Genomic DNA, 25829 nt, shown 5'->3' on the forward strand with positions numbered 1-25829 from the left:
GCGCGTCACCGGAGGAGTTCGGGCGGATCTGCTCGGGAGGCGGGCGCCCGCGGCCTGTGTTTGTGTGGCTGCAAACCGCTTGGGAGAGGTGAAGCTCCGTGACCATACCCCCGTTCGGATCGAACGATCCGTTCTCCGACCTGCTCAGCCGGTTCTTCGGGATGAGTCCGCTGGCGTCCCCGCCCGCCGTGCAGCGGGTGCCGATCGGGCGGTTGCTCAGCGAGTCCTCCCAGGAACTGCTGGGGCTCGCCGCGCAGCGGGCGGCCGAGGACGCCAGTAGCGACCTCGACACCGCGCACCTGGCCTGGGCGGCCACCCGGGTGGAGCCCTCGCGGCGGATGCTGAAGCGGGCCGGCATCGACCCGGACCGGTTGTCCGATGACCTGGAGAACGCGCTGCCGTCCGGGAGCCCGTCCTCGCTGGACGGCCAGCCCGCGCTCACCCCCTCCGCCAAGCGCGCGCTGCTCGCCGCGCACGCCCGCTCGCAGGCGGTCGGCGCCTCGTACATCGGCCCGGAGCACATCCTCGGCGCGCTGCTGGAGCAGGAGCGCTCCGGCGCGGGTACGGCGCTGCGCAACGCGGCGCCCTCGCCGCAGGCGCTGAAGTCGGTGCTGGAGGGGCGCGGCACCGGCGGCGAACGCGGCAGCGCGGGGGCGCACCCGAGCGAGACGCCGACGCTGGACGAGTACGGGCGGGACCTCACCGGGGCGGCGCGTTCGGGCCGGCTGGACCCGGTGGTCGGGCGGGCCGAGGAGATCGAGCAGACCGTCGAGATCCTCTCCCGGCGGACCAAGAACAATCCGGTACTGATCGGCGAGCCGGGCGTCGGCAAGACCGCGATCGTCGAGGGCCTGGCACAGCGGATCGTCTCCGGGGACGTGCCGCAGAGCCTACGGGACAAGCGGGTGGTAACCCTCGACCTGACCGCCCTGGTGGCCGGCTCCAAGTACCGGGGCGAGTTCGAGGAGCGGCTGAAGAAGGTGATCGACGAGGTCACGGCGGCCGGGAAGAGCGTGATCCTGTTCCTGGACGAGCTGCACACCGTGGTCGGCGCGGGCGGTGGCGGCGAGGGGTCGATGGACGCCGGCAACATCCTCAAACCGGCCCTGGCGCGCGGCGAGTTGAGCGTGGTCGGCGCGACCACGCTGGACGAGTACCGCAAGCACGTGGAGAAGGACGCCGCGCTGGAGCGCCGCTTCCAACCGGTGCTGGTGCCGGAGCCGAGCGTCGAGGAGACGGTCGAGATCCTCCAGGGGCTGCGCGACGCGTACGAGGCGCACCACCAGGTGCGGTTCAGCAACGAGGCGCTGGACGCGGCGGCGACGCTCTCCGACCGCTACGTCAGCGACCGCTTCCTGCCCGACAAGGCGATCGACCTGCTGGACCAGGCCGGCGCCCGGGTGCGGCTGCGCAGCCTGAGCGGCTCCACCGAGGCGGCCTCGGTGCAGGACCGGATCACCAAGCTGAAGCGGGAGCTGGACGAGGCGGTGGCGGACGAGGAGTTCGTGCGGGCCGCCAACCTGAAGACCGAGCTGCGGCAGACCGAGGACGAGCTGGCGGCGATCGCCGAGTCCCGCGAGCAGGTCGTCGACGTGACGGCCGACGACATCGCGCAGGTGCTGTCCTCCCGGACCGGCATCCCGGTCGCGGAGCTGAACGCGACCGAGAAGGAGCGGCTGCTCAAGCTGGAGGAGCACCTGCACGAGAAGGTGATCGGCCAGGACGAGGCGGTCACCGCCGTCGCCCAGGCGGTGCGCCGCGGCCGGGCCGGGATGGGCGACCCGGAGCGGCCGACCGGCTCCTTCCTCTTCCTCGGGCCGACCGGCGTCGGCAAGACCGAGCTGGCCAAGGCGCTGGCCGCGCTGCTGTTCGGCGACCCGGACCGGATGATCCGCTTCGACATGAGCGAGTTCCAGGAGAAGCACACCGTCTCCCGGCTGGTCGGCTCCCCGCCCGGGTACGTCGGCTACGAGGAGGCGGGGCAGCTGACCGAGGCGGTGCGCCGCAAGCCGTACAGCGTGCTGCTCTTCGACGAGGTGGAGAAGGCGCACCCGGACGTCTTCAACCTGCTGCTCCAGGTGTTGGACGACGGGCGGCTGACCGACTCCCAGGGGCGTACGGTCGACTTCCGCAACACCGTGGTGATCATGACCAGCAACATCGGGTCGCAGCGGATCCTGGACCACTCGGGGAACGTGGACCCCCGGAGCGGAGCTCCTGATGCAGCACTGCGGGAGGAGCTGATGCGGGGCCTGCGGCAGCAGTTCCGGCCGGAGTTCCTCAACCGGATCGACGAGGTGATCGTCTTCCACGCGCTCACCCGCAAGGACCTGGTGTCGGTGGTCGACCTGCTGCTGGAGCGCACCCGGCGGCGGCTGCGGGCGCAGGACGTGCAGCTGGAGGTCACCGAGGCGGCCAAGGAGTACCTGGTCAACCGCGGCTACCAGCCGGAGTTCGGGGCCCGGCCGCTGCGCCGGACGATCCAGTCGGAGCTGGACAACCGGATCTCCAACCTGCTGCTGGACGGCACCGTGCGGGAGGGGGACACGCTGACCGCGGACGTGAGCGCGGGCGAGCTGGCGGTGATGCTGGCGCGGCCGGAGCCGTCGGCGACCTTCGAACAGGCGGAGGAGCGGGCGCAGGCCGCCGCGGCCGCCGCCGGGAGCTGACCTCGCTGCCTGCCGGGAGCACGGCGCATTCACGGTCCGGTGGCGCTCCAAGGCCCGGTGGTCCCCATCGTTCCGTTTCCCTGCCGGGAACCTCATCACCGTCGAACGCCTCGGACGGAAGCGGGGCGGGACGAAGCTCCCGAAGCTCGGCTGGGTCCGCTTCCGCGGCGAGGTCTCCACGCCCTGACACCGCATGCCCTGCGGCATTGAGGATGTTCTTCGCGGCGTTCACGTCCGCGTCCCCCGGGGACGTCCCTGGAAGATCCAGGCTCAGGACCTCACGGCCTGCGGGAGGACCTCCCGCAGCAGCGGGTCCGGCAGCCCGCGCTTGCGCCACTCGCGCGGGTAGCCGAGCGAGACCTCCTCGAACGGGACGCCGTCGTAGCTGGTCTTGCGCGGGATGTGCAGGTGGCCGTAGATCATCGCGGCGGTGTTGAAGCGGCGGTGCCAGTCGGCCGTCAGCTCGGTGCCGCACCACTGGGCGAACTCGGGGTACCAGAGGACCTCGGTGGGGTGGCGGACCAGCGGATAGTGGTTGACCAGGACCAGCGGGACGTCCGGGTCGCAGGCCGCGAGCCGTTGCTCGGTCAGCCGGACGCGCTCGCGGCACCAGGAGTCGAGGTCCGGGAACGGGTCCGGGTGGAGCATCCGCTCGTCCGCGCAGACGATGCCGCTCTCGTAGGCGGCCGCCAGGGACTCCTCCTTGGTGGTCGTGCCCGGGGCACGGAAGGAGTAGTCGTACAGCAGGAAGAGCGGGGCGATCCGGACCGGTCCGCCGGCGCCCTGCCAGATCGGATACGGGTCTTCGGGGGTGACGACGCCGAGGGCGCGGCACAGCTCCACCAGGTGGTCGTAGCGGGCCGCGCCGCGGAGCTGGACCGGGTCCTCGGGGTGGGTCCACAGCTCGTGGTTGCCGGGCGCCCACACCACGCGCGCGAAGCGTTCGGCGAGCAGGCCGAGCGCCCACTCGATGCTGGTGGTGAGCTCGGCGACGTCTCCGGCGACGAGCAGCCAGTCGTCGGGGTGGGTGGGCTGGAGCTTCTCCACCAGATCGCGGTTCTCCTGGTGGGAGATGTGCAGATCGCTCACCGCGAGCAGTCGCCCGCCCCCGCCCGCCTCGCTGGGCGTCGGCTGTGCGTCGCTGCGGATCTCGGTACTCACTCCTGCCCCCTGGGTTCACCCGGTCGATGTGGCCACCCTACGTGGCGGGCGGGGCCCATGGGCAGGGTTGAACTGATCAGCTGTTCGACGCGGAAGCCGGGGAGTTGAGGCCGACTCAGGAGCTGATGTCGATGAGGACGCCGTGGGAGGTGGCGGTGGTGACGGCGAGGATCGCCAGCGAGGCGATGCCGAGGGCCAGCCCGAGGAAGGCGCGGCCGCGGCGGCTGGTGCCGCGGACCAGGGCCAGTGTGGCGAGGGTGATCGCGATCGGCCCCAGGACGATGTTGAAGAGCAGCAGGCCCGGGAGGCCGAGGAGGAACGAGGCGACGGCCAGGCTGTCGGCGTCGGCGGTGCCCCGGCGGTCGGTCTCGACCGGGTTGGTGGTGACGGTGCTCATGGCGGTGGTGGTCCTCTCAGCGGGAGTGGACGGGTCGTCGGGCCGGCGGCGATCGGCCGGTGGCGATCAGCCGGGATCAGCGGCTCCGGTCAGCGGTGGCCCGGGGTCAGCGGTGGCCCCGGTCAGCGGTGCCGCAGGCGGGCGATGCCCTCACGGGCGCCGAAGGCGAGCAGCCAGGCGGTGATGGCGGCGGAGGCGGCGAGGAACACCGGGAGGGGGAGGTGGGCGGCGGTGCCGATCAGGACTCCCATGGCGACCAGTGCGGAGAACAGGATCACGGCTGGCTCCTTCAGCTGCGGCTGCTACTGCGCCGGTTTCGGTTGACAAGTGTTCACTGACTTCGAGACCCACTGTACGCCCGGCTGGCCAAGTTCGGCAAACGACTGTTTACTGAATGGCGTGAATCACACCGTTGGGGCCAGACAGGCCCAGAAGCAGCAGAGTCGACGGGCCTTGCTGGACGCGGGGTTGCACCTGTTGGCCGACCAGAACCTGGCGAGCCTGGGCGTCCGCGAGGTCACCCGGGAGGCGGGGCTGTCGCCGGCGGCCTTCTACCGGCACTTCCCCGACCTCGCCGCGCTCGGCGTGGCGTTGGTCGAGGAGTCGCTGGCCAGCCTGCACGTCATGATCCGCTCGGTGCTCGCCGAGGCCGGCGGCGCCGAGGAGCTGATCGACCGTGCGGTGGACGTGATCCAGCGGCACGTGCGCGAACACCGGCCGCACGTGCGCTTCCTGGCGCGCGAGCGGCACGGCGGCGTCCGGCAGGTGCGCGAGGCGATCGACGCCGAGCTCGGCCGCTTCGCCGCGGAGGTCGGCTCCGCCCTGGCGCTCCAGCCGGTCTCGCGGGGCTGGAGCGAGCAGGACCTGCGGATGCTCGCCGAGCTGTACGTGGACCACATGGTGTCGACGGCCTCCGCCTTCCTGGAGGCCCGCGAGACGGACCCGGCCCGCGAGCAGCGGATCGCCGCCACCGCCCGGCTGCAGCTGCGCCTGATCAGCCTCGGTCGCCGTCACTGGCAGGGGAGTTGAGCGTGCGCGTCGGCCGGAAGCCCTGACGGCGGCCGGCCGCTTCCCCTAGTGTGCCGATTGGCCGCTCGGCGAGGGCGGACCCCTTGACATGGCGTCATGTTCACGCCAACTTTGGGGGACCCCCACACCGAGAGGTCTCTCATGAAGACGCCGCTCATAGCCACGCTCGCCGCGGTCCTGGTCGCCGGAGCCACCGCACTGACCGGAGCCGTCCCGGCCCAGGCCGCCACCGGCCGGGCCGCCCACCCCCTCGACGCCGTCGACTTCAGCGGCACCGTGGCCCTCAGCAACTGCTCCGGCTCGCTGGTCCGGATGCCCGGTTCGGTCGGCAGCGACCCCGGGCTCGTGCTCACCAACGGCCACTGCCTGGAAACCGGAATGCCGGGCCCCGGCCAGGTGATCGTCAACCAGCCGTCCAGTCGCACCTTCACCCTGCTCGACGGCTCCGCCAACGAGGTCGCCACGCTGAACGCCACCAAGGTGGTCTACAGCGCGATGACCGACACCGACGTGACGATCTACCAGCTGGACTCCAGCTACGACACGATCCAGGCCCAGACCGGGATCTCCCCGCTGACCGTCTCCGCCGACCACCCCGTGCAGGGCACCGACATCCGGGTGGTCTCCGGCTACTGGAAGCGGACCTACTCCTGCTCGATCGACGGCTTCGCCTACCAACTCAAGGAAGCCGACTGGACGTTCAAGGACTCGGTCCGCTACACCTCGGGCTGCGACGTGATCGGTGGCACCTCCGGCTCGCCGGTCGTCGACGCGAACACCGGCCAGGTCGTCGCCGTGAACAACACGATCAACGAGAACGGCGAGACCTGCACCCTCGACAACCCGTGCGAGGTCGACCAGTCCGGCGCGGTGACGGTCCACCAGGGCATCGGCTACGCCCAGGAGACCTACGTCATCCCGGCCTGCTTCTCCGCCGGGAACACCTTCGACCTCACCCTCCCGGGCTGCACGCTGGCCCGCCCGTAGGCCTGCCCCACCCCGGGAGCCCCCGACCCCGATCCGCCCACGAGCCCCGACCCGCCCACGAACCCCGCACCGCACCCCAACGGCGGGCGGTCACCCGAGCAGCCGACGGAACCGAGGCAACCCCACCGACCAGCACCTTCCTCCGATGGGTCACCCGCCACCAGGCGGGCGGCCCATTCGGCCGTCCACCGGGCGGCCGCCGCACCACCCGCACCGCAGCGTGATGCCGACGAGGCAGCTGTCATGTCCGTTGACCAGATGGAGAGTCGATGACCACCAAGCTGAAGAGGCTGTTGGTTTCCGTCCTGCTGATACCGATGTTCGCGATCGGCGGTCTGGCCACCCCGGCCGCGGCCGCCGCCGGCCAGGGGAGTGGGGCGGCCGCGGCGGCGCACGGGCGCGGCCCCGCCGACGATCCGAACGCCGACATCAAGGACCGCCTGGCGGCGATCCCCGGGGTGACCATCACGGAGGAGAAGCCCACCACCACCGGCCACCGCTACTTCCTGGCCACCTACACCCAGCCGATCGACCACTTCCGCCCCTGGCTGGGCACCTTCCAGCAGCGCTTCAGCGTGCTGCACCGCGGTTACGACCGCCCGACCGTCTTCTACACCAACGGCTACACGCTGGGCACCACCCCGTCCCGCACCGAGCCGACCCGGCTGGTGGACGGCAACCAGGTCTCCATCGAGTACCGGTTCTTCACCCCCTCCCGCCCCGAGCCGGCCGACTGGTCCAAGGCGGGCATCCGCCAGCAGGCCGCCGACTCGCACAAGCTGGTGACCGCGCTCAAGCGGATCTACCAGCAGGAGTGGCTCTCCACCGGCGCCAGCAAGGGCGGCATGTCCTCCACCTTCTACCGCCGGTTCTACCCGGACGACGTGGCCGGCACGATCGCCTACGTCGCGCCGAACAACACCGACGTCGGCGACTACTCGGCCTACACCGACTTCTTCCGCAACGTCGGCACCCCGGAGTGCCGCGCCAAGCTGAACGCCGCCCAGCGCGAGCTGCTGGTGCGCCGCGACCGCCTGGAGCCGCGCTACATCGCCGACAACAAGGCGGCGGGCTCCACCTTCAACACCCTCGGCACCCCGGACCGCGCCTACGAGGCCGGCGTGCTGGACGTGGTCTGGGCGTTCTGGCAGTACAGCCTGGAGTCGGACTGCGCCAAGGTGCCGGTGGCCGCCACCGCGACCGACGACGAGCTGTACGCCTGGTACGACTCGCAGTCGGGCATCACCGGCAACAGCGACCAGTCGCTGGCGAAGTACACCGCGTACTACTACCAGGCCGCCACCGAGCTGGGTGCCCCGTTCTTCGACGTCTCGTACCTGCAGGACCAGCTGCACTACGACTACAAGGAGCTCTACTCGGCCCGCTCCTACGTGCCGAAGGAGATCCCGACCGTCTTCAACCCGTACGCGATGCCCGACATCGACCGCTGGGTGAAGCGCGAGGGCGAGCGGATCATGTTCGTCTACGGCGGCAACGACCCCTGGGGCGCCAAGCCTTTCCGGCTCGGCTGGGGCAGTGACGACAGCTACGTCTACGTCGTGCCCGGCGGCAACCACGGCTCCAACATCGGCAAGCTGCCGGCCGAGCAGTCGGCGGAGGCGACCGCCAAGGTCCTGGAGTGGGCCGGTCTGGGCGACCAGGACACCGCCCGCTCGCTCGCCAGGTCGCCGCAGGCGGGCGCGCCGTTCGGCCCGCTCGACGTCGAGGGCCAGCGGCTGGAGCAGGAGCGCCGCCCGCTGTAAAGCCCCGTAACACACCGTAACGACCCGTAACGGTCCCGCAGTCCTGCGGAACCAGGAGGCCGCCCCACCCGGGGCGGCCTCCGTCGTTCGCGCGGGGCAACGCCCTGCGCGCATCCCCTCCCCGAAGCAGTGAATCAGTGCTTCAATGCTTCCATGGCCTACCGACGCACCCCCGCCGTCCAAGCCCGCCTGGATGCCCAGCGCGAGGCGGTGCTGCAGTCGGCGGTGGGCCTGCTCGCCGAGCGCGGATACGGCGGCTGCACCATGGCCGCCGTGGCGGACCGTGCCGGGATCGCCACCGGCAGCCTCTACCAGCACTTCGCCAACAAGGCCGAGCTGTCGGTGGAGCTGTTCCGCCGGGTGGTCACCCGCGAGATCGCCGCCGTGAACGCCGCCGTCGCCCGCCGGGACGCCCCGCAGGAGCGGATCGCCGCCGTGGTCGAGACCTTCGCCGCCCGCGCCCTGCGCGCCCCCCGGCTGGCCTACGCGCTGCTGGTCGAGCCCGCCGACGCGGTGGTGGACGGCGAGCGCCTGGTCTTCCGGCGGGCGTTCCGGGACGTGATCGCCACCGAGATCGCCGCCGCCGTGGCGGCCGGGGAACTCCCCGAGCAGGACCCGGTGCTGACCGCCGCCGCCCTGGTCGGCGCGGTCGGCGAGGCGCTGGCCGGCCCGCTCGCGGCCGAGCCGCTCGAGCACGCCGGGCCCGAGCCGGTCGAGAACGCCGGGCCCGAGCACAGCGACAACACCACGGTGGTCCCCGCCCTGGTCTCCTTCACCCTGCGTGCCCTGGGAGGACGCGATGACAGCGACGCATGAGGTCACCAACCAGGTGCCCCTGCCGTACGGACACGACACCGCCGCCGACCCGGCCCTGCTCGCCGCCCTGCACCGGGCCGGCGCCGGCTGGGCCGAGCCCGAACTGCGCGAACTCGGCCGCCTGGCGGGCTCCGAGCAGGCCGCCGAATGGGGCCGGCTGGCCAACGAGAACCCGCCCGTGCTGCGCACCCACGACCGCTTCGGCCACCGGATCGACGAGGTCGAGTTCCACCCGTACTGGCACGAGCTGATGCGCACCGCCGTCTCGTACGGCCTGCACGCCGCGCCCTGGCGGGACGAGCGGCCCGGTGCCCACTCCGCCCGCGCCGCCAAGTTCTACGTCTGGGGCCAGGTCGAGGCCGGCCACACCTGTCCGATCTCGATGACCTACGCCGCCGTCCCGGCCCTGCGCCAGAACGCCTCCCTGGCCGCCGAGTTGGAGCCGCTGCTGGCCGCCACCGAGTACGACTACGGGCTGCGCGAGCCGCGCACCAAGCGCGGGCTGATCGCCGGCATGTCGATGACCGAGAAGCAGGGCGGCTCGGACGTCCGCACCAACACCACCACGGCCGTCCCGCACGCCGACGGCACCTACCGGCTCACCGGCCACAAGTGGTTCACCTCGGCGCCGATGTCGGACCTCTTCCTGACCCTCGCCCAGGCCCCCGGCGGACTCAGCTGCTTCGTGCTGCCGCGCGTCCTCCCGGACGGCGGCCGCAACCGGCTGCACCTGATGCGGCTCAAGGACAAGCTCGGCAACAAGTCCAACGCCTCCGCCGAGCTGGAGTACGACGGCGCGGTCGGCTGGTTGGTCGGCGAGGAGGGCCGGGGCGTGCCGACCATCATCGAGATGGTCAACATGACCCGCCTGGACTGCACCATCGGCGCCGCCTCCGGCATGCGCTACGGCGCCACCAGGGCGGTCCACCACGCCCTGCACCGGCGGGCGTTCGGCAAGGCGCTGGTCGACCAGCCGCTGATGCGCAACGTGCTGGCCGACCTGGTGGTGGAGTCCGAGGCGGCCACCACCGTCGCGATGCGGCTCGCCCAGTCCACCGACCTCGCCCTCGCCGGGGACGAAACCGAGGCGCTGGTACGGCGGTTGGGCCTGGCGGTGGCCAAGTACTGGGTGTGCAAGCGCGGTCCGGCGCACTCCGCCGAGGCGCTGGAGTGCCTGGGCGGCAACGGCTACGTCGAGGAGTCCGGCATGCCCCGGCTCTACCGTGAGGCGCCGCTGGTGTCGATCTGGGAGGGCTCCGGCAACGTCGCCGCCCTGGACGCCCTGCGCGCCATGGCCAAGCGCCCGGAGACGGTCGAGGCCTTCCTCGGCGAACTCGACGCAGCCGCCGGCGCGGACCGCCGACTGGACGCGGCCGTCGCCGAACTGCGCAAACAGCTCAGCGACTTGACCGAGCTCGAGTACCGCACCCGGCGGCTGGTCGAGTCGATGGCGCTGGCCTTCCAGGGCTCGCTGCTGGTCCGGTACGGCAGCCCGGCGGTGGCCGACGCCTTCTGCGCCAGCCGGCTCGGCGGCGACCACGGCGCCGCCTTCGGCACCCTGCCGGCCGGGGTCGACACCGCGGAGATCATCGACCGCGCCCGCCCGGTGCCCGCGTGAACGCCGAAGACGCGGGAGCCGAAGACGCGGGGGCCGAAGAGGCGGCGGCCGTACGGGAGTTCTGGCAGGGCCTGGGCCTGCCCGGACTGATCGACGTGCACACCCACTTCATGCCGAAGAACGTCCTCGACAAGGTGTGGGCGTACTTCGACGCGGCCGGCCCGCTGGTGAACCGCCCCTGGCCGATCACCTACCGCGAGGCCGAGGCGCAACGGGTCCAGCGGCTGCGGGACTTCGGCGTCCGGGCGTTCACGTCCATGCTCTACCCGCACAAGCCGGGCATGGCGGGCTGGCTGAACGCCTGGGCCGCCGACTTCGCCGCCCGCACCCCGGACTGCCTGCACACCGCGACCTTCTTCCCCGAACCCGGGGCGGCCGGCTACGTGGCCCGGGCGATCGAGGACGGCGCCCGGGTGTTCAAGGCCCACGTCCAGGTCGGCGGCTACGACCCGACGGACGCCCGGCTGGACGAGGTCTGGGGACTGCTCGCCGACACCGGCACCCCGGTGGTCACCCACTGCGGATCCGGGCCGGTGCCGGGCAAGTTCACCGGCCCGGGCCCGATCGGCGCGGTGCTGGACCGGCACCCGGGCCTGGTCCTGGTGGTCGCCCACCTCGGCATGCCCGAGTACCGCGACTTCCTCGACCTGGCCGAGCGCCACCCGTCCGTCCGGCTGGACACCACCATCGCGTTCACCGACTTCGCCGAGGCCGACGTCCCGTTCCCGCGCGCGGACCTGCCGCGCCTGCGCGGTTTGCGGGAGCGCGTCCTGCTGGGCAGTGACTTCCCCAACATCCCGTACCGGTACGTCCACCAGCTGGAGGCGCTGGCCGGACTGGGGCTGGGGGAGGACTGGCTGCGGTCGGTCTGCCGCGACAACGCGGCCGCCCTCTTCCACCTCAGCTGACCGCCCGCAGCACGCCCACCGCGTCCGCGTGCAGGCCGGGCGCGGCGGCGAGGAAGCTGTCCGAGGAGGCCGTCCAGGCCGCCCCGGCGGCGTCCGTCACCGCCGCGCCCGCCTCGCCGGCGATCAGCGCGCCGGGCAGCAGGTTGCCCGCGTCCTGCCCGTACTCCCAGAACAGCGCCAGGTGCCCGGAGCCGACCTGCGCCACCTGCAGGGCGGTCGGGCCGAGGTTGCGCACCGCCAGCACCGCGCCGGCCATCGCGGACAGCGACTCGCCGGCCCGGCGCAGCGCCACCGGGTCGGCGGCCACCAGCGGCGGCTGGCTGGTGGCGGCCACGGTTGTCGCCAACTCGCGCTCCAGCGGCGCGATCGGCCGACCGTCCAGCTGCGCCCCGCCGCCCAACACCGCCCGGTAGGTGCGGCCCGCACCGAACAGCTCCGGGGCGTGCACCACGGCCAGCACCGCCGCGCCGTCGCGCACCAGCGTGGCCGTCACCGCCCAGTGCGGCTGCCCGAGCAGGTACTGCACCGCGCCGTCGGTCGCGTCGCACACCCACCACTCGCCCTCGGCGGGCACCGAGCCGTCCAGCTCCTCCGGCACCCACCCGGCCTGCGGGCGCAGCGCGCTCAGCCGCTCGCGCAGCTCGGCGGCGGCCGGGCCGTCCAGCTCCGCGAACCGTGCCATCGCCTCCTCGGCCGTCCGCTCCGGGGTCGGCTCGACCGGCCGACCGGCCGCCAGCTTCGCGCCGACCTCGCGCACCGCCGCCTCCACGCCCTCCGCCAGCGTCCACAGCTCGTCCATCGCGGCGACTCCTCCGTCTCCAGGCCGGTCCGTTCCGGCCGCTACAGGACAAGGAGTACCGTCATGCTGCCGAACAAGACGCTCAACTGCCGGGAAACGACGGAGATCGGACAGCCATGCGCCTCGCCACGAACGATCCGGACGCCGTGCTGGACCCCCTCGACCGCCGGCTGGTCTGCGCGCTCCAGCTCGACGGACGGGCCGAACCCGGCCGGATCGCCGAGGTGCTGGGTGTCTCGGTCCGGACGGTCACCCGCCGGCTGGGCCGGATGCGCCAGGCCGGGGTGCTGCGGGTGGTCCGGATGCCCGACGTCGAGGACGCCGCGGTGGGCGCGCTGCTGCTGCGGGTCCGGGTACTGCGCGGCCGGGTGGACGCCATCGCCCAGGCGCTGGCCGACCGCTCCGACGTCCCCTTCGTCGACGTGATGCTCGGCGGCCACGAGGTCGGCGCCGTGATGCTGAGCGACGCGGGTGGCCGCGACCGCCTGCTCTACGGTCAGCTGCCCGCGACCGGCGCCGTCACCGAGACCACCACCCACGCCGTGCTGCACGCCTTCGCGGACGCCGGCCAGTGGCAGGCCGGCTGGCTGACCGACCAGGAGGCCGCCGCACTCGCCCGGCCCCCGGTGCCGCGCCCCGCCACGCCCCCGCCGCTGGACGACCTCGACCGCGCACTGCTGGAGCACCTCGGCGAGGACGCCCGGCAGTCCCACGCCGCGCTGGCCGGGGCGGTCGACGCACCCGAGTCGACCGTACGGCGCCGGCTCCACCGGCTGGACGGGCTCGGGCTGCTGCGCACCCACGCCACCGTGGACCCCCGACTGCTCGGGATGGCCGTGGACGCCAACCTCTGGCTGGACGTGCCGCCGGGCCGGCTCGCCGAGGTCGGCGCCGAGCTGGCCCGCCACCCGCAGGTGCACGGCGTCTTCGCCACCAGCGGCCCGACCAACCTGCTGGCCACGCTGTTCTGCCCGGACCACGGCGGCCTCTACCGCTTCCTCACCGACACCCTCGGTCCGCTCGGGGTCACCCGTGCCGAGACCACGATCACCGCCCGCGCGGTGAAGCGGGCGGGCGTGCTGCTGCACCGGCCGCGCCGCCCGTGAGCGCGGCGCACTGCGGGAGTCGGGCGGCCGTCAGCGCTCTGGGCCCAGTGCGGACCGCAGGAAGCGGGCCGTCTCCGCGTCGGCGGGCAGGAAGGTCTCCAGCGCCAGCTCGGAGACGGTCACGTCCAGTGGCGTGCCGAAGGTCGTGACCGTGGACAGGAAGGACAGCACCCGGCCGTCGTGCCGCAGCCGCAGCGGCAGCGCGACGGGACGGCCGGCCTCCGCGGCCTCCTCCGCCGGATCGGCCGGGTCCCCGGTCGGCTCCGGGTAGCCGCCGACCTCCTCGCGCAGCCGCCGCAGCGACTCGCTGCCGACCAGCTCCAGTTGCTGTTCCAGCCGTTCCAGCAGGTGCCCCCGCCACTGCCGGTGGTTGACGATCCGCGGTGCCAGCCCGTCCGGGTGGAGAGCGATCCGGACCGCGTTGAACGGCGGCCGCAGCAGCCGCGGCGCGACGCCGTCCAGCAGCAGGGCGAGCGCGCGGTTGGCCGCCAGCACCCGGAACTCCCCGTCGACCACCAGCGCCGGGTACGGGTCGTGGGCGGTGAGCAGCCGTTCGATGCCGTCGCGCAGCGCGGCCATCGACGGGTCGTCCAGTGGCGTCTCCGGGTACTGCGGGGCGTACCCGGCCGCGAGCAGCAGGGTGTTGCGCTCGCGCACCGGGACGTCCAGCTGCTCGGCCAGCCGCAGCACCAGTTCCCGGCTCGGGTGGGAGCGGCCGTTCTCGACGAAGCTGAGGTGCCGGGCCGAGCAGTCCGCCCGCAGCGCCAGGTGCTGTTGGCTGAGCTGTCGCCGTTCGCGCCAGCCGCGCAGCAGCGGGCCGACTCCGGTTCCCGTCGGGCTGCCCATGCCCGCCATGATCGTCATGATCGAGGACGGTACTCGAACGGGCCCGGCGCGCGGGAGGGGGCAGCGGGGATCGGGCGCGGAAAGGGGGCCGGGCGCCGATCGGGAAGGTCAGGACGTCAGGAGGTCAGGAGGTCAGACGCCGGTGGACGAGCCCGGGCGGACGACCATCAGCACCACGACCACGGCCCACAGCAGGTTGAACACCCCGGCGGTCATCGGCAGCATCCGCAGGCCGCCGACGGCCTTGGTGCGCTGCTCGTCCTCCGGGTCCAGGCCGAGCGCGTCCACGGCCGCCTGCTGGCCGGGCAGCACGAAGAGCAGCAGCGAGAGCGCGGCGACCGCGCTGAGCACCATCGAGGCGATCAGCCAGGACTGGCTCAGCACGTCCATCACCTGGGCCAGGCCGATGCCCAGCACCGGCACCGCGACGCCGAGCAGCGCGTAGACCTGGGTGATCCGGTGCAGGACGCGCAACACGCCTGCGTCCGAGGCCTGGTCCGGCCCGCCGGCCAGGGCGGCCTTCGCCCGGCGCGGGAACATGCTGACGGCCACCGCGACCGGGCCTATGAACAGGACCGACGCGAGGACGTGCAGGCTCAGCAGGAACTTGGCCATGGCGGGGCACCCTTTGATCCGGTGGGGCAGCTGGGGTCGGCGGGCGTGCGCGGTCGGCGTGCCCACGACCAGGCACGCTAACACCGCTTATTCACCGGCCCCGCGCTCGGGTGCCCCGGCCCGGCCCGGCTGTCACCCCGCCGCGACCGGCTCCGCTCACCCCGCCGGGAACAGCTCCACGAGGCGCGGCGGCGCGGTGCTGACGGCGGCGACGGCGGCGCCGTGCTCGGGGTCGGTCCAGTCGAGCAGGTGCAGGTCCTCGAACCGGCTGCGCAGCGGGGCGCCGGGCGGGACGTCCAGCGGCAGGGCGGACATGTCGACCTGCCCGAGGGTGTCCAGGGTGGCCCGTCCGACCTTGATCAGCGACTCCTTGCGCACCCACTGCCGCAGGAACGCCAGGCCCGGCTCCGCGGCCGACTCGACCAGGGCCAGCTCGGCGGGGGCGAGCACCCGGCGGGCGACCGCGCCCAGCGAGCCGCCCCGGGCGGCCAGTTCGACGTCCACGCCGACCGGCCGCAGGCCCGCCCCGGCCGCGACGACGCCCCGGGTGTGGGAGAGGCTCACCTGCACCTCGGGATGGTCCGGCAGGTAGGGCTTGCCGTGGTCGGCCAGGCCGCAGTCCGGGCACTCCTGGGCGAGGACCAGCCCGGCCGCCGGGACGCCGAGCAGCCGGGCGGCGCAGAGCCGGACCAGGACGTGCCCGGCGACGTAGTCGGTCCGCCCGGACTCCAGCCGGAAGCGCGCGGCACGCGCCCGCTCGATCTCGGTGAGCAGGTGCTCGCCCGCCTCGGGGTGCCGCAGTACGGCATCGGCGGACGCGACGGCGACGAGCGGCGCGTCCGGTTCCTGGGCCTCGGTGGTCATGCCGTCCAACCTAGCCCGCCTCGGGCGAGCGGCGCTGTTCGAAGGACTTTCGTATTCAATCTAGTGGTCTGGCTCAGTGCCCCGCCGGATACCCCGCGAGCCCCGAGCCGAGCAGCCCGAAGGCCCGCTCCACCGCCGCCTCGACGCGTTCCCGCACCGCCACGGCCGGTTCCCCGGCGACCATCGCCCGCCGGATCTCGGCGAGCACCGCCCGGTGGGCCCCGGCGAGGGCGCCGGCCATCACCCGGGGGAGCGGGTCCTTCGGGTCGGCCCCCGACTCCTCGGCGAGGACGGCCGCCAGCGCCGCCTCGGCGCGCTCGCCGAGTTCCAGTAGCCGGGCCCGCAGTGCCGGGCTGTCCGCGATGATCCGCCAGAAGGTGCCCATCTCGGGGTTCAGCCCGACTGTCGGCTCCCCGTCGGCGACGCCCGCCCGCAGGTCGGCCCGGACGGCGTCCGCGGCCGAGCTGCCGGCCGGCCGCCGGCGGACCACCTCGGCCAGGTGGGCGACCACCTCGTCCTGCCGGTCGAAGAACAGATCCTCCTTGGTCGGGAAGTAGTTGAACACCGTGTTGGGCGAGACCCCCGCGGCCCGGGCCACCTCGACCACCGTGACCTGCTCGAAGCCGCGCTCGGCGAACAGCTCCATGGCGGTGTCGGCCAGGAGCTCCCGGGTCTGCTGCTTCTTGAGTTCGCGAAGTCCCATGGCGGAATCCTACCGGCAAATCATGGTGTCACTGAAAACTTGCAGTGGCACCAAAAATATCGGCTACGGTGTCCCCATGACCTTCACCTTCGGCATCTACCCCGGCGGCTCGCTCGGCGACGAAACCGGCCTGATCGAGCCCGTCCGCCCCGACGACCCGGCCCGGATCGCCGCCGTCCTGCGTGAACTCCAGGGCAACGCACCCGAGTTCCTGGTCCGCGCCTACCGCTCGTACGGGGATGACGTGCACCGCACCCCGGAGCGGCCCGAGCGGTACGCGACGGACGGGCGCAAGCTCGACCTGGTGCTGCAATTCGGCGTCCGCAGTGGCTCGTTGGACGGCTGGACGGACTACGTCCGGCAGGTCGTCCGAGCCGAGGGCTCCCGGCTCGCCGTCGTGCAGATCTGCGAGGAGCCCAACCTGGACCTCCCGACCCTGGACGGCAGCATCCCGAACGTCCACCGGGCGCTGGTCGAGGGCGTCATCGCGGCCAAGGAGGAGGCGCTGGCCTGCGGCTACGACCGACTCGCGGTCGGCTTCAACGCGGTGCCGTCCTTCGATCCGGCCGACACCTTCTGGCCGGAGCTCGGCGAACTCGCGGACGAGCGCTTCCACGGCGCCCTGGACTACGTCGGCCTGGACTTCTTCCCGGACGTCTTCCGCCCCGTCCCGGACGGACAACTCGCCGACGCGGTACGGGCGGTGGTGACCGGATTCCGCAACGACGCGCTGCCCCGGGCCGGGATCGGCCCGGCCGTCCCGCTGCGGATCTGCGAGAACGGCTGGCCCACCGGGCCCGGGCGCAGCGAGGAGCGGCAGGCCGAGGTGGTGGAGCAGGTGATCCGGACGGTGGCCGAGCTGGCCGACCGACTCGCCCTCCGGAGCTACTCGTTCTTCGCCCTCCGGGACGCCGACAGCGCCGGTCGGGGGCTGTTCCACCACTTCGGCCTGCTGCGCGACGACTACACGCCCAAGCCCGCCTTCGACGTCTACCGCAATCTGATAAGCGAACTGTCGGTCAGTTAGTCCAGCGGCCCGGCGAGGAAACGTTCCACCGTGCGGCGCTCGGCGGCGACGGTGTGCACCGGTTCGCCGACCACCCGGCCGGCCAGGGCGACGGCCAGTTCGCCGACGTCCTGGCGCAGTCGGCCGGCGGCGGCGGTCCGGCCGGTGGCGAGCCGGGCGCGACCGGTGGTGAGGAGGTGCTCGCGGTCGCGGACGCCCTCGGCGCGGGCCGCCGCGATCGCCGCCGCGCCCCGCTCCGCGTACTCCCGGCGGATCCGGGCCGCCTCGTGCCGGGCCCCGGCGATCTCGTCCAGCGCGGCGTACCTGGTCGCCTCGGCCTCGGCCCGGACGGCCTCCGCGCGTTCGATGCGGCCCTCGGTCGCGTCCCACCGCCGGGCCCGCACCCGTTCGATGCGCGGGAGCAGGGCGAAGCCGAGTGAGGACATCAGCAGGAAGAGCTGGACCAGGCCGAGGGCCAGTAGGGCGGGATCGGGCCTGAGCGGGCCGAGTTCGATGTTCACGTCAACCTCCCCAAGGTCTGACGGGTCGTCAAGGGCAGGTTTCCCTGGGGCGTTGGCGGTCGAACTCGCATCCGGTCATGACCTGCGTCACGTCAGGTTCCGTGCGGTGTCACGTGACCTCGCCCCGGCGGGAGAAGCGCTCCTCGCGCCACTCGCCGCTCGCCAGCACCTCGCCCAGCTGCCGGGCCGCGTCCCACACCTCGGTGTACGACAGGTAGAGCGGCGTGAAGCCGAAGCGCATCAGGTCCGGCGCGCGGAAGTCGCCGATCACTCCGCGCGCGATCAGCGCCTGCACCACCGGGTAGCCGTCCGCGTGCCGCAGCGCGACCTGGCTGCCCCGCCGGGCGTGCTCGCGCGGGGTCACCACCTCGACCCCGTCCAGGCCCTCGACCAGCGAGACGAACAGGTCGGTCAGCGCCAGGCTCTTCGTCCGTACGGCGGCCAGGTCGGCCCGCTCCCAGATGTCCAGCGAGGCGCCCAGGGCGGCCTGGCCGAGCAGCGAGGGCGAGCTGGTCAGGAAGCGTCCGATGCCCGGCTTCGGGTCGTACCCGGGCTCGAAGGCGAACGGGCGGGCGTGCCCGAACCAGCCGCTCAGCGGCTGCCGGGGACCGGCCGCCAGGTGCCGCTGCGCGACGTACAGGAAGGCCGGCGCGCCGGGGCCGGAGTTCAGGTACTTGTAGCTGCAGCCGATCGCGAAGTCCGCGTTGGCGGCGCCGAGTTCGACCGGCAGCGCGCCCACCGAGTGGCACACGTCCCAGATCATCAGGGCGCCCGCGGCCTGCACCCGGGCGGTGATCCCGGGCATGTCCAGCAGTTCGCCGGTGCGGTAGTCCACGTGCGACAGGACCACCGCGGCGACGTCGCCGTCCAGGTGCCGGTCCAGCTCCTCGGGGCGGACCAGCACGCTGCGCCCGCCCTCGACCAGACCGGTCACGCCCTCGGCGATGTACAGGTCGGTGGGGAAGGCCTCGACGTCGCCGAGCACCGTGCGCCGCCCGGGACGCAGCTCCAGCGCAGCCGAGAGCACCTTGAACAGGTTCACCGAGGTGGTGTCGCAGACGACCACCTCCGCCGGATCGGCCCCGATCAGCGGCGCGATCCGCCGCCCCAGCCGGTACGGCTGCTCGAACCAGCCGGCGTCGTTCCAGCTGCGGATCAGCTCCCGGCCCCACTCCTGCTCGACCACCTGCGCCACCCGCTCCGGTGTGCGCACCGGCAGTGCGCCCAGCGAGTTGCCGTCCAGGTAGATCACCCCGTCCGGCAGGGCGAACTCCTTGCGGAACGCCGCCAGCGGGTCGACGGCGTCCAGCGCCGCGCACTCCTCGCGCGTGATCATGCCCGTTCTCTCCTCCACCACCGGCTCGGTCACAGCTCGTTCCGTCACAGCCCGTTCCGTCACAGCTCGTCCCGAATCGTCCACAGCTCCGGGAACACGTCCTGCTCGGCCGCCTTGCGCAGCCAGGTCAGCCCGCTGGAGCCGCCCGAGCCGGGCTTGGCGCCCATGGTCCGCTTGACCGAGCTCAGGTGGCGCTGACGCCAGCGGGTGACCCGCTCGGCCACGTCCAGCAGCGCCTCGCCGAGCGGCTGCAGGGCCGCGAACTCCGGCTCGGTGTACACCCGGCGCCAGGCCGCCGCGACCTCCTCGGACGGCCGGTAGCGCTGCTCCGAGGGCTCGGCGTGCACGGCCAGGCCGTGCCGGGCCAGCAGGCCGAGCACCTCGTCGTACAGGCCGGGGGAGCGCAGCGCCTCGGTCAGTTCGGCCTGGGTCTCAGGCATCCCGTCGTACATGTTCAGCAGCGCGGCGTTCTTGTTGCCGAGCAGGAACTCCAGGTGCAGGAAGGCCGAGGACTGGAAGCCGGAGGCCTCGCCGAACAGCGCGCGGAAGGAGTTGAACTCCTGCGGGGTCATGGTGGCCAGCAGGTCCCAGGACTCCACCAGCACGTCCTGCACGTGGGTGCCGCGGCGCAGCGCGGCCAGCGCGGTGGTGAGGTCGTCCTCGCGCAGCGCCTGCCGGGCGATCGTCCACTCGTGCCGCAGCAGGTCGAAGAGCAGCTCCATCACCTGCGTGGTGACGATGAACGACAGCTCGGCCGGCTCCTTGCTGCGCGGGTGCTGGAGGCTGTGCAGCTCCTCCAGGCGCACGTACTGCGCGTACGGGGTGCCCCGACCCGGCCGGCCGCCCCGACCGAACGACAGGTTGGGTGTCTCCACCGTGTCGTGCCCCATCCCGATCCCTCCTGGTCCGTCCGGGCCTCGTCGCCCGGGGCCGGCGGAGCGGACGGACGTCCTGGTTCCACCGGGGTGCCCATTGTGCGGCGGTATGCGTCCCGGCTTGAATGGTCGACGGACACCGCAACAGCCTTTCGAGCTGTCGTTCGCGAGGCGTTCGGGCGATCCGCTTTACGAATGAAAAAACGCTGATCACAACCGCTCCGGGGAGCCGTCATGGACGCCGTCGACCGCCGCCTGCTGGCCGAGCTGCAGGCCGACGCCAGGCTCTCGTACAACGAACTCTCCCGCCGGGTGAGCCTGTCCGCACCCGCGGTGGCCGAACGGGTCCGCCGCCTGGAGGCGGACGGAGTGATCAGCGGCTACCACGCCCACGTGGACCCCACCCGGGCCGGGCTGGCGATCACCGCGCTGGTCCAGGTCCAGTGCTACGGCCCGCGCTGCGTGCTGCGCGACCCCGAGGTGGCGACCTGGCCCGAGGTGCTCCAGTTGCACCGGGTCACCGGCGGGGCCTGCTGCGTGCTGCTGGTCGCGGTGGCCACGATGGCCGAGTTCGAGGCGCTCTGCGACCGGCTCGGCGGGTACGGCCCGCCGTCCAGCTCGATGATCCTCTCCAGCCCGGTGCCGTGGCGGCCACTGCTGCCGAACTGACGGTCGGCCGCCGGCCTCGACGTGGATCGCCGGGGTGCTGACCCGCCTCGCGGCGGCCTGACGGCGGGCGGGTCGATCGCGCGGGCTCAGCGCGCCGCGGGCAGGTGCGCCCCCAGCCCGGCCAGACCCTCCAGGAAGAGTTCCACGCCGACGGCCGCCAGCAGCAGCCCGAGCAGCCGGGACAGCACCTCCAGCGAGGTGCTGTGGGTGCGCCGCATCAGCGGCGCGAGCACGGCCACGCAGAGGTAGTTGAGCACCACCACGCCCACGTACGCGCCGGAGATCGCGGCCTTCCAGGCCAAGTCGTCGCGGTTGAGCGCGGCGACCAGGACGGCGCTGATCGCGAGTGGGCTGGCGATGTACGGCAGCAGCAGTTCGCGGATGCCGTCGACCATCGGGTTCGCCAGGCGCTCGTCGTCGTCGCGGTCGGCGCCGAGGTGGATGCCGAGGACCAGCGCGACCGCGTAGACGAAGAAGATCGACCCGCCCGCGAGCCGCAGCGACTGGTCGCTGATGTGGAACAGCGTGGTGACCGCGTCCGCCCCGAATCCGAGCACCAGGCCGATCACTGCCGAGATCAGCGTGGTCCACGCCGCCAGCCGCCGCAGCTCCCGGTCGCTGCGGGTGCGGGACAGCCGGGCGAAGGCCAGCAGGGTCTTCGGCGGGCCTACCACGGCGAAGAAGGTGATGAAGGCACTGCTGAGGTTGAAGACGAACATGGGCCCAGCATGGCCGCGGCGCCCGGAACGATCGGTCCGCCACGCCCCGGGGGCGGGCGTGGCGTTAATCCCCCCGATCCGCCCGTTCATTCCTGGTGGCGGGCGAATTCGCCCGGATGGCGGTCCCGGCTCGAACGGGTGGGCGCTCTCGGGTGCCATGGAGGTACGTACGACCACTCCGTGGCGGAAACGAGGATGCGACATGTGCCTGAACCGTAAGGACCTGGGCCTGCTGGCCCTGCGCAGCGCGGTCGGCGGGGTGCTGATCGCGCACGGCACCCAGAAGCTGTTCGGCTGGTTCGGTGGTGGCGGGCTGGAGGGCACCACCCAGGCGATGGACCACATGGGCTTCCACCCGGCCCGGGAGAGCGCCCTCGCGGCGGGCGTCGGCGAGGCGGGCGGCGGCGCGCTGCTGGTGGCCGGGCTGGCCACCCCGGCGGCCGGCGCGGTGGTGGCCGGGACGATGGCCGGCGCCGTGTCGGTGCACGCCCCGGCGGGCTTCTTCGCGATGTCCGGCGGCTACGAGTACCCGGCCTTGCTCGGCGCGACCGGGCTGGCGATCGGCCTGGCCGGCCCCGGGCGCTACTCGCTGGACCACCTGACCGGGCACGTCTTCGACCGGCCGTGGGTCGGTGTGCTGGCCTTCGTGGCGAGCGCGGCGGGTGCGTACGGCGTGGTGGCGCGCCGCCGTCACCTGGTGCGGCTGCGCGAGGAGCGGGCGGCGGTGGAGGCGGACGAGCAGGAGGGCTCGGGGCTGTCCTGAGGCGTCACCCGGAGGCAGCACCCCTGCTGGCGACGGCTCCCGAGCCCTCGGAGGGTGGGCGAAAAGGCGTCGGGCAGCCCGGCGCCGGGCAGAATCGAGGACCTCCATGGACCGCCAGCCGCTCACCCGAGCCACCCCCGGACCGCGCGTCACCGTGCGGCCTCAGGACCCACTGCCGAGCCGCCGTCAACCCCTGGTCGCCGGGGCGCTGGTGGCGGCCGTCGTCGGCGCGTCGGTGCTGGTGGGCTGCTCGTCCTCCGGCAAGGGTACGAGCACTTCGGTCTCCTCGGCGCTGAGTGCCGCCGCCTCCGCCGGCTCGGCGCTGGCCTCGGCGGCGGGTGGGGCGGGGTCGGCGCTGGCCTCGGCGGTGAGCCAGGCGGGCTCGGCGCTCGCCTCGGTGGAGGCCCGGGCCTCGCAGGCGGTCGCGTCCGCCTCTTCGGCGATCGCCGGGATCAAGGGCGGGCTGGATGCGAAGGGGGACGTGACGGTCGGGGCGGTGACCACCGGGACGGACGGCAGGACGCTGGCGCAGCTGACCGTCACCAACCACGGCCAGCAGTCCTACCGGTACCTGATCCAGGTGAACTTCACCGACGAGAACGGCAAGGTGCTGGACGCGACCGCGGTGACCGTCCACGACCTGGCCGCGGGCCAGAGCGTCCAGGCGACCGCGCGCAGCAACATGACCCTCGCGGGCAGGGTCAAGGCGGACGTGGCCAACGCCGTCCGCTACTGAACCCGCGCAGCTCGGGCCCGGTACCGGTCGGGCGCGGGGGCGGGTGCGGAACCTTAAGCGGGTCTCAAGGCCCGACGGCACCCCTTGACGGGCGAGTTGGTCTAGTCCATTTTTATTGCCCAGGTGCAGGGAGCCCCTGAACCGGCGTCACCGGCCTCGCGTCGGGGGCGCCGGTTCGGCGCATCCCGGTGTCCGCCAGTGTCCGTCAAGGCCTGCTCGCTCGATTCCCCACCCCTTGATCTGTCATGTCCCGGTCGTCCGGCCCCACCCCGGACGTGCGACCCCGCCGGGCGACGGAACCCCCACACCCAGGAGTCACGCACCCATGCTGCGCTCACGCATTGAAAGGGCCGGGTCCCCGGCTCCGGACGGGCCCCGCCGGCGCCGTTCGAAGAGCCTGGCCGCCGTCGCGGCCGGCACCGCCGCCTCCCTGCTGCTCGGCGCGGGCCTCGCGCTGTCCGGCGGCGGCGCGGCCAACGCCGCGACCACCAACTCCACCGGCGCGGCCGCCACCAGCGGCGGCATCAAGGTCGCCTACTTCGACCAGTGGTCGGTCTACGCGAACGCGTACTACCCGAAGACGATCCAGGACACCGGCGTGGCCGGGAAGCTGGACTACCTGATCTACGACTTCGCCAACATCTCCCCGACCGACCTGGGCTGTTTCGAGGCCACCAAGGCCGCCGACACCAACGACAACAACCCCAACGCCGGTGACGGCGCGGGTGACGCCTTCGCCGACTACCAGAAGAGCTTCGGCGCGGACATCTCGGTGGACGGCGTCGGCGACGTCTGGAACCAGCCGATCGCGGGCAACTTCAACCAGCTGAAGAAGCTGAAGGCGAAGAACCCCAACCTCAAGGTCCTGCTCTCGATCGGTGGTTGGACCTACTCCAAGTACTTCTCGTCGGCGGCCGCCACGGACGCCTCGCGCAAGCACCTGGTCTCGTCCTGCATCGACATGTTCATCAAGGGCAACCTCCCGTCCGACGCCGGCTACGGCGGCCCGGGCACGGGCGCCGGCATCTTCGACGGCATCGACATCGACTGGGAGTACCCGGGCGGCGGCGGCCACACCGGCAACATCTCCAGCCCGGCCGACAAGCAGGACTTCACCCTGCTGCTGCAGGAGTTCCGCAACCAGCTGGACGCCCAGGGCAAGGCCGACAACAAGACCTACGCCCTGTCGGCGGCGGTCGGCGCCGGTCAGGACAAGATCATGAACGTCGAGACCGACAAGATCGGTCAGTACCTGACCTTCCTCGACGTCATGACCTACGACATGCACGGCGGTTGGGACCCGCAGGGTCCGACCAACCACCAGGCCCCGCTGTACTCCGGCCCGAACGACCCGTCCACCCCGGCCAAACCGGGCAACGGCAAGTACTCGATCGACAACGCCATCAAGGCGTGGACGGTCGGCGACGCCCAGTACGGCATCCCCGGCGGCTTCCCGGCCAACAAGATCAACATGGGCGTGCCGTTCTACTACCGCGGCTGGACCGGCGTCCAGAACAACGGCAGGAACGGCCTCTTCCAGCCCGCCACCGCCCCGGCGGCCGGCGCCGCGATGTCCGGCAACGTCCCGGGCATCCAGATGTACAAGGAGCTGACCGGCTTCGTCGACAACCCGGCCAAGACCTTCTGGGACGACGACGCCAAGGCGACCTACTTCTACGACGGCACCACCTTCTGGAGCGGTGAGGACACCCGGTCCATCCAGGCCAAGCTCGACTACGCGCACTGCAACGGCCTCGGCGGCTCCTTCGCCTTCTCGCTGTACGACCTGGGCACCAACACCACCCTGTTCGACAAGATGGTGAGCGCCACCAACGGCTCCGCCGCCGGCTGCCCGGCCCCGCCGACCGGCACCCCGACGCCGACCCAGACCCCGACCGGCACCCCGACCGGCACCCCGACCCCGCCGGCCACCTGCTCGGGCGCCCCGAGCTGGAACGCGAGCACCGTGTACGCGGCCGCCGGCACCAAGGTCTCGTGGAAGGGCCACTACTACACCAACAAGTGGTGGACTCAGGGCGAGGACCCGACCCAGAGCGGCCAGTGGGGCGTCTGGGCCGACGACGGTCCCTGCTGAGCGGCTGGCCGCCCGAGGACCTGACGGGCCTCGCAGCACCTGAACGAGCACGGGTCCGGCCCGTCGGGGAACACCCCCGGCGGGCCGGACCCGTGCGTTTCGACAAGCCCTACGGCGCCAGACCGGCCGTGCGCCCGAGCGCGTCCGGCTGGCTCTCCTCGATCCGCCGCAGCATCCGGGCCAGCAGGCCGGACAGCACGGCGCGCTCCTCGCCCGCGAGGTCCTGCAGCAGTTCCTCCTCGAACACCGCCGCCATCCGCATCGACTCCAGCCACTTGTCGCGGCCGTTCTCGGTCAGCTCGATGATCACCCGCACCCGGTTGGACTCGTCCCGCTCCCGGGTGACCAGGCCGTCGGCCACCATCCGGTCGATCCGGTGGGTCATCGCGGCCGGCGTGAGCCCCAGCCGCTTGGCCAGCTCGCCCGGCCCCAACCGGTACGGGCTGCCGCTCACCACCAGCGCCTTGAGCACCTCCCACTCGGCGGAGGTGATTCCGAGCACGGTCAGCTGCCGGTCGTACGCCACGCCCATCCGCCGGGAGACCCGGTTGAGGGTCTGCACGATCGTCTCGACCTGAGGGTCGACGGTGGGGAACTCCCGCTGGTACAGGGCCACTTGCTCGGCGATGCCGAACTCCAGCGGAGTGGCCCGCGGGGGCTTGTCGGCAGCCGGCGACGGCTTGTCCGTAGTCATGCGCACCAGTGTCGCACGGGCGTGCACTCCTTAAGCCTTTGACTCCGCACTCTTCTGGTGCTAAGACTTTATCTCGTCAAACTTTAGCTCTGAAATCTTCCGGCCTTAAGAGTTCAACTCGACAGTCCGGACGA

General features: G+C 72.6%; 26 protein-coding genes. 13 read left to right on the top strand and 13 right to left on the bottom strand.

Going from position 1 to position 25829, the window contains the following annotated elements:
- Positions 1–98 precede the first annotated feature (98 nt).
- Positions 99–2669, top strand: a complete 2571-nt coding sequence (locus O1G21_RS26510; protein WP_270147135.1) for an ATP-dependent Clp protease ATP-binding subunit — start codon at positions 99–101, stop codon at positions 2667–2669.
- A 270-nt stretch (positions 2670–2939) separates the two neighbouring features.
- Here the strand turns inward: O1G21_RS26510 and O1G21_RS26515 are convergent, their stop codons facing one another.
- The 3 genes from O1G21_RS26515 to O1G21_RS26525 form a co-directional block, all read right to left on the bottom strand.
- Positions 2940–3830: a metallophosphoesterase family protein gene (locus O1G21_RS26515; RefSeq protein ID WP_270147136.1), complete on the bottom strand. Its 891-nt coding sequence runs from the start codon at positions 3828–3830 to the stop codon at positions 2940–2942.
- 115 nt (positions 3831–3945) lie between these two features.
- A complete protein-coding gene (locus O1G21_RS26520; RefSeq protein WP_270147137.1) occupies positions 3946–4227 on the bottom strand; it encodes a DUF4190 domain-containing protein in 282 nt (93 codons plus the stop codon).
- A gap of 122 nt (positions 4228–4349) precedes the next feature.
- Complete coding sequence (locus O1G21_RS26525) at positions 4350–4505, bottom strand: hypothetical protein (protein ID WP_270151505.1); 156 nt, start codon at positions 4503–4505, stop codon at positions 4350–4352.
- A gap of 121 nt (positions 4506–4626) precedes the next feature.
- Here O1G21_RS26525 and O1G21_RS26530 point away from each other — a divergent pair, with 121 nt between their 5' ends.
- The 6 genes from O1G21_RS26530 (at position 4627) to O1G21_RS26555 (ending at position 11348) form a co-directional block, all read left to right on the top strand.
- On the top strand, positions 4627–5256 hold the full coding sequence (locus tag O1G21_RS26530; protein WP_270147138.1) for a TetR family transcriptional regulator: 630 nt from the start codon (positions 4627–4629) through the stop codon (positions 5254–5256).
- A 141-nt stretch (positions 5257–5397) separates the two neighbouring features.
- The gene (locus O1G21_RS26535) at positions 5398–6243 is read left to right on the top strand and encodes a S1 family peptidase (RefSeq protein ID WP_270147140.1); all 846 of its coding nucleotides are present in this window, start codon (positions 5398–5400) and stop codon (positions 6241–6243) included.
- A 269-nt stretch (positions 6244–6512) separates the two neighbouring features.
- Positions 6513–8006 (top strand): S28 family serine protease, encoded by a 1494-nt coding sequence (locus O1G21_RS26540; RefSeq protein ID WP_270147141.1) that lies wholly within the window; start codon positions 6513–6515, stop codon positions 8004–8006.
- A gap of 153 nt (positions 8007–8159) precedes the next feature.
- Positions 8160–8822 (top strand): TetR/AcrR family transcriptional regulator, encoded by a 663-nt coding sequence (locus O1G21_RS26545; RefSeq protein WP_270147142.1) that lies wholly within the window; start codon positions 8160–8162, stop codon positions 8820–8822.
- A complete protein-coding gene (locus tag O1G21_RS26550; RefSeq protein ID WP_270147144.1) occupies positions 8806–10440 on the top strand; it encodes an acyl-CoA dehydrogenase family protein in 1635 nt (544 codons plus the stop codon). The genes O1G21_RS26545 and O1G21_RS26550 overlap by 17 nt, the downstream gene beginning before the upstream one ends.
- On the top strand, positions 10437–11348 hold the full coding sequence (locus O1G21_RS26555) for an amidohydrolase family protein (RefSeq protein WP_270147145.1): 912 nt from the start codon (positions 10437–10439) through the stop codon (positions 11346–11348). Before O1G21_RS26550 ends, O1G21_RS26555 begins: the two co-directional genes overlap by 4 nt.
- Here O1G21_RS26555 and O1G21_RS26560 read toward each other — a convergent pair.
- Complete coding sequence (locus tag O1G21_RS26560; protein ID WP_270147146.1) at positions 11341–12147, bottom strand: inositol monophosphatase family protein; 807 nt, start codon at positions 12145–12147, stop codon at positions 11341–11343. The genes O1G21_RS26555 and O1G21_RS26560 overlap by 8 nt on opposite strands.
- A gap of 116 nt (positions 12148–12263) precedes the next feature.
- Here O1G21_RS26560 and O1G21_RS26565 point away from each other — a divergent pair, with 116 nt between their 5' ends.
- The gene (locus tag O1G21_RS26565) at positions 12264–13253 is read left to right on the top strand and encodes an Lrp/AsnC family transcriptional regulator (protein ID WP_270147147.1); all 990 of its coding nucleotides are present in this window, start codon (positions 12264–12266) and stop codon (positions 13251–13253) included.
- Positions 13254–13283: 30 nt separating this feature from the next.
- Here O1G21_RS26565 and O1G21_RS26570 read toward each other — a convergent pair whose 3' ends face one another.
- The 4 genes from O1G21_RS26570 to O1G21_RS26585 all read right to left on the bottom strand — a co-directional run bounded on the left by O1G21_RS26570 (position 13284) and on the right by O1G21_RS26585 (position 16281).
- Positions 13284–14117: a helix-turn-helix domain-containing protein gene (locus tag O1G21_RS26570; RefSeq protein ID WP_270147149.1), complete on the bottom strand. Its 834-nt coding sequence runs from the start codon at positions 14115–14117 to the stop codon at positions 13284–13286.
- Positions 14118–14231: 114 nt separating this feature from the next.
- Entirely contained in the window at positions 14232–14714 is a 483-nt protein-coding gene (locus O1G21_RS26575) for a DUF2269 family protein (RefSeq protein ID WP_270147150.1), read from the bottom strand.
- Positions 14715–14870: 156 nt separating this feature from the next.
- Positions 14871–15578 carry a 4'-phosphopantetheinyl transferase family protein gene (locus O1G21_RS26580; RefSeq protein ID WP_270147151.1) on the bottom strand — a complete coding sequence of 236 codons (708 nt, stop codon included), beginning with the start codon at positions 15576–15578 and terminating at the stop codon, positions 14871–14873.
- Positions 15579–15651: 73 nt separating this feature from the next.
- Positions 15652–16281 (bottom strand): TetR/AcrR family transcriptional regulator, encoded by a 630-nt coding sequence (locus tag O1G21_RS26585; RefSeq protein ID WP_270147153.1) that lies wholly within the window; start codon positions 16279–16281, stop codon positions 15652–15654.
- A gap of 76 nt (positions 16282–16357) precedes the next feature.
- Between O1G21_RS26585 and O1G21_RS26590 the strand changes: the two genes are divergently transcribed.
- Positions 16358–17308 carry a hypothetical protein gene (locus O1G21_RS26590; RefSeq protein ID WP_270147154.1) on the top strand — a complete coding sequence of 317 codons (951 nt, stop codon included), beginning with the start codon at positions 16358–16360 and terminating at the stop codon, positions 17306–17308.
- Here the strand turns inward: O1G21_RS26590 and O1G21_RS26595 are convergent.
- The 3 genes from O1G21_RS26595 to O1G21_RS26605 form a co-directional block, all read right to left on the bottom strand.
- Positions 17305–17808 carry a F0F1 ATP synthase subunit B family protein gene (locus O1G21_RS26595; RefSeq protein ID WP_270147155.1) on the bottom strand — a complete coding sequence of 168 codons (504 nt, stop codon included), beginning with the start codon at positions 17806–17808 and terminating at the stop codon, positions 17305–17307. The two genes, O1G21_RS26590 and O1G21_RS26595, sit on opposite strands and share 4 nt — an antisense overlap.
- Before the next feature lie 109 nt (positions 17809–17917).
- Entirely contained in the window at positions 17918–19144 is a 1227-nt protein-coding gene (kynU, locus tag O1G21_RS26600) for a kynureninase (protein WP_270147157.1), read from the bottom strand.
- A 59-nt stretch (positions 19145–19203) separates the two neighbouring features.
- Positions 19204–20034 carry a tryptophan 2,3-dioxygenase gene (locus tag O1G21_RS26605; RefSeq protein WP_270147158.1) on the bottom strand — a complete coding sequence of 277 codons (831 nt, stop codon included), beginning with the start codon at positions 20032–20034 and terminating at the stop codon, positions 19204–19206.
- Between the two features lie 219 nt (positions 20035–20253).
- Between O1G21_RS26605 and O1G21_RS26610 the strand changes: the two genes are divergently transcribed.
- Positions 20254–20688, top strand: coding sequence for an Lrp/AsnC family transcriptional regulator (locus O1G21_RS26610; RefSeq protein ID WP_270147160.1), 435 nt, complete (start codon positions 20254–20256; stop codon positions 20686–20688).
- An 86-nt stretch (positions 20689–20774) separates the two neighbouring features.
- Here the strand turns inward: O1G21_RS26610 and O1G21_RS26615 are convergent, their stop codons facing one another.
- On the bottom strand, positions 20775–21407 hold the full coding sequence (locus tag O1G21_RS26615; protein ID WP_270147162.1) for a MarC family protein: 633 nt from the start codon (positions 21405–21407) through the stop codon (positions 20775–20777).
- Positions 21408–21609: 202 nt separating this feature from the next.
- Between O1G21_RS26615 and O1G21_RS26620 the strand changes: the two genes are divergently transcribed.
- From O1G21_RS26620 to O1G21_RS26630, 3 genes are all read left to right on the top strand, one after another.
- On the top strand, positions 21610–22170 hold the full coding sequence (locus tag O1G21_RS26620; RefSeq protein ID WP_270147164.1) for a DoxX family protein: 561 nt from the start codon (positions 21610–21612) through the stop codon (positions 22168–22170).
- A 106-nt stretch (positions 22171–22276) separates the two neighbouring features.
- The gene (locus O1G21_RS26625; RefSeq protein WP_270147166.1) at positions 22277–22906 is read left to right on the top strand and encodes an FxLYD domain-containing protein; all 630 of its coding nucleotides are present in this window, start codon (positions 22277–22279) and stop codon (positions 22904–22906) included.
- Between the two features lie 325 nt (positions 22907–23231).
- The gene (locus O1G21_RS26630) at positions 23232–25001 is read left to right on the top strand and encodes a glycosyl hydrolase family 18 protein (RefSeq protein WP_270147167.1); all 1770 of its coding nucleotides are present in this window, start codon (positions 23232–23234) and stop codon (positions 24999–25001) included.
- A 109-nt stretch (positions 25002–25110) separates the two neighbouring features.
- Here O1G21_RS26630 and O1G21_RS26635 read toward each other — a convergent pair whose 3' ends face one another.
- The gene (locus tag O1G21_RS26635; protein ID WP_270147169.1) at positions 25111–25695 is read right to left on the bottom strand and encodes a MarR family winged helix-turn-helix transcriptional regulator; all 585 of its coding nucleotides are present in this window, start codon (positions 25693–25695) and stop codon (positions 25111–25113) included.
- Between the last annotated feature and the right edge of the window lie 134 nt (positions 25696–25829).

It is taken from the genome of Kitasatospora cathayae (genome assembly GCF_027627435.1).
Taxonomy (GTDB): Bacteria; Actinomycetota; Actinomycetes; order Streptomycetales; family Streptomycetaceae; genus Kitasatospora; species Kitasatospora cathayae.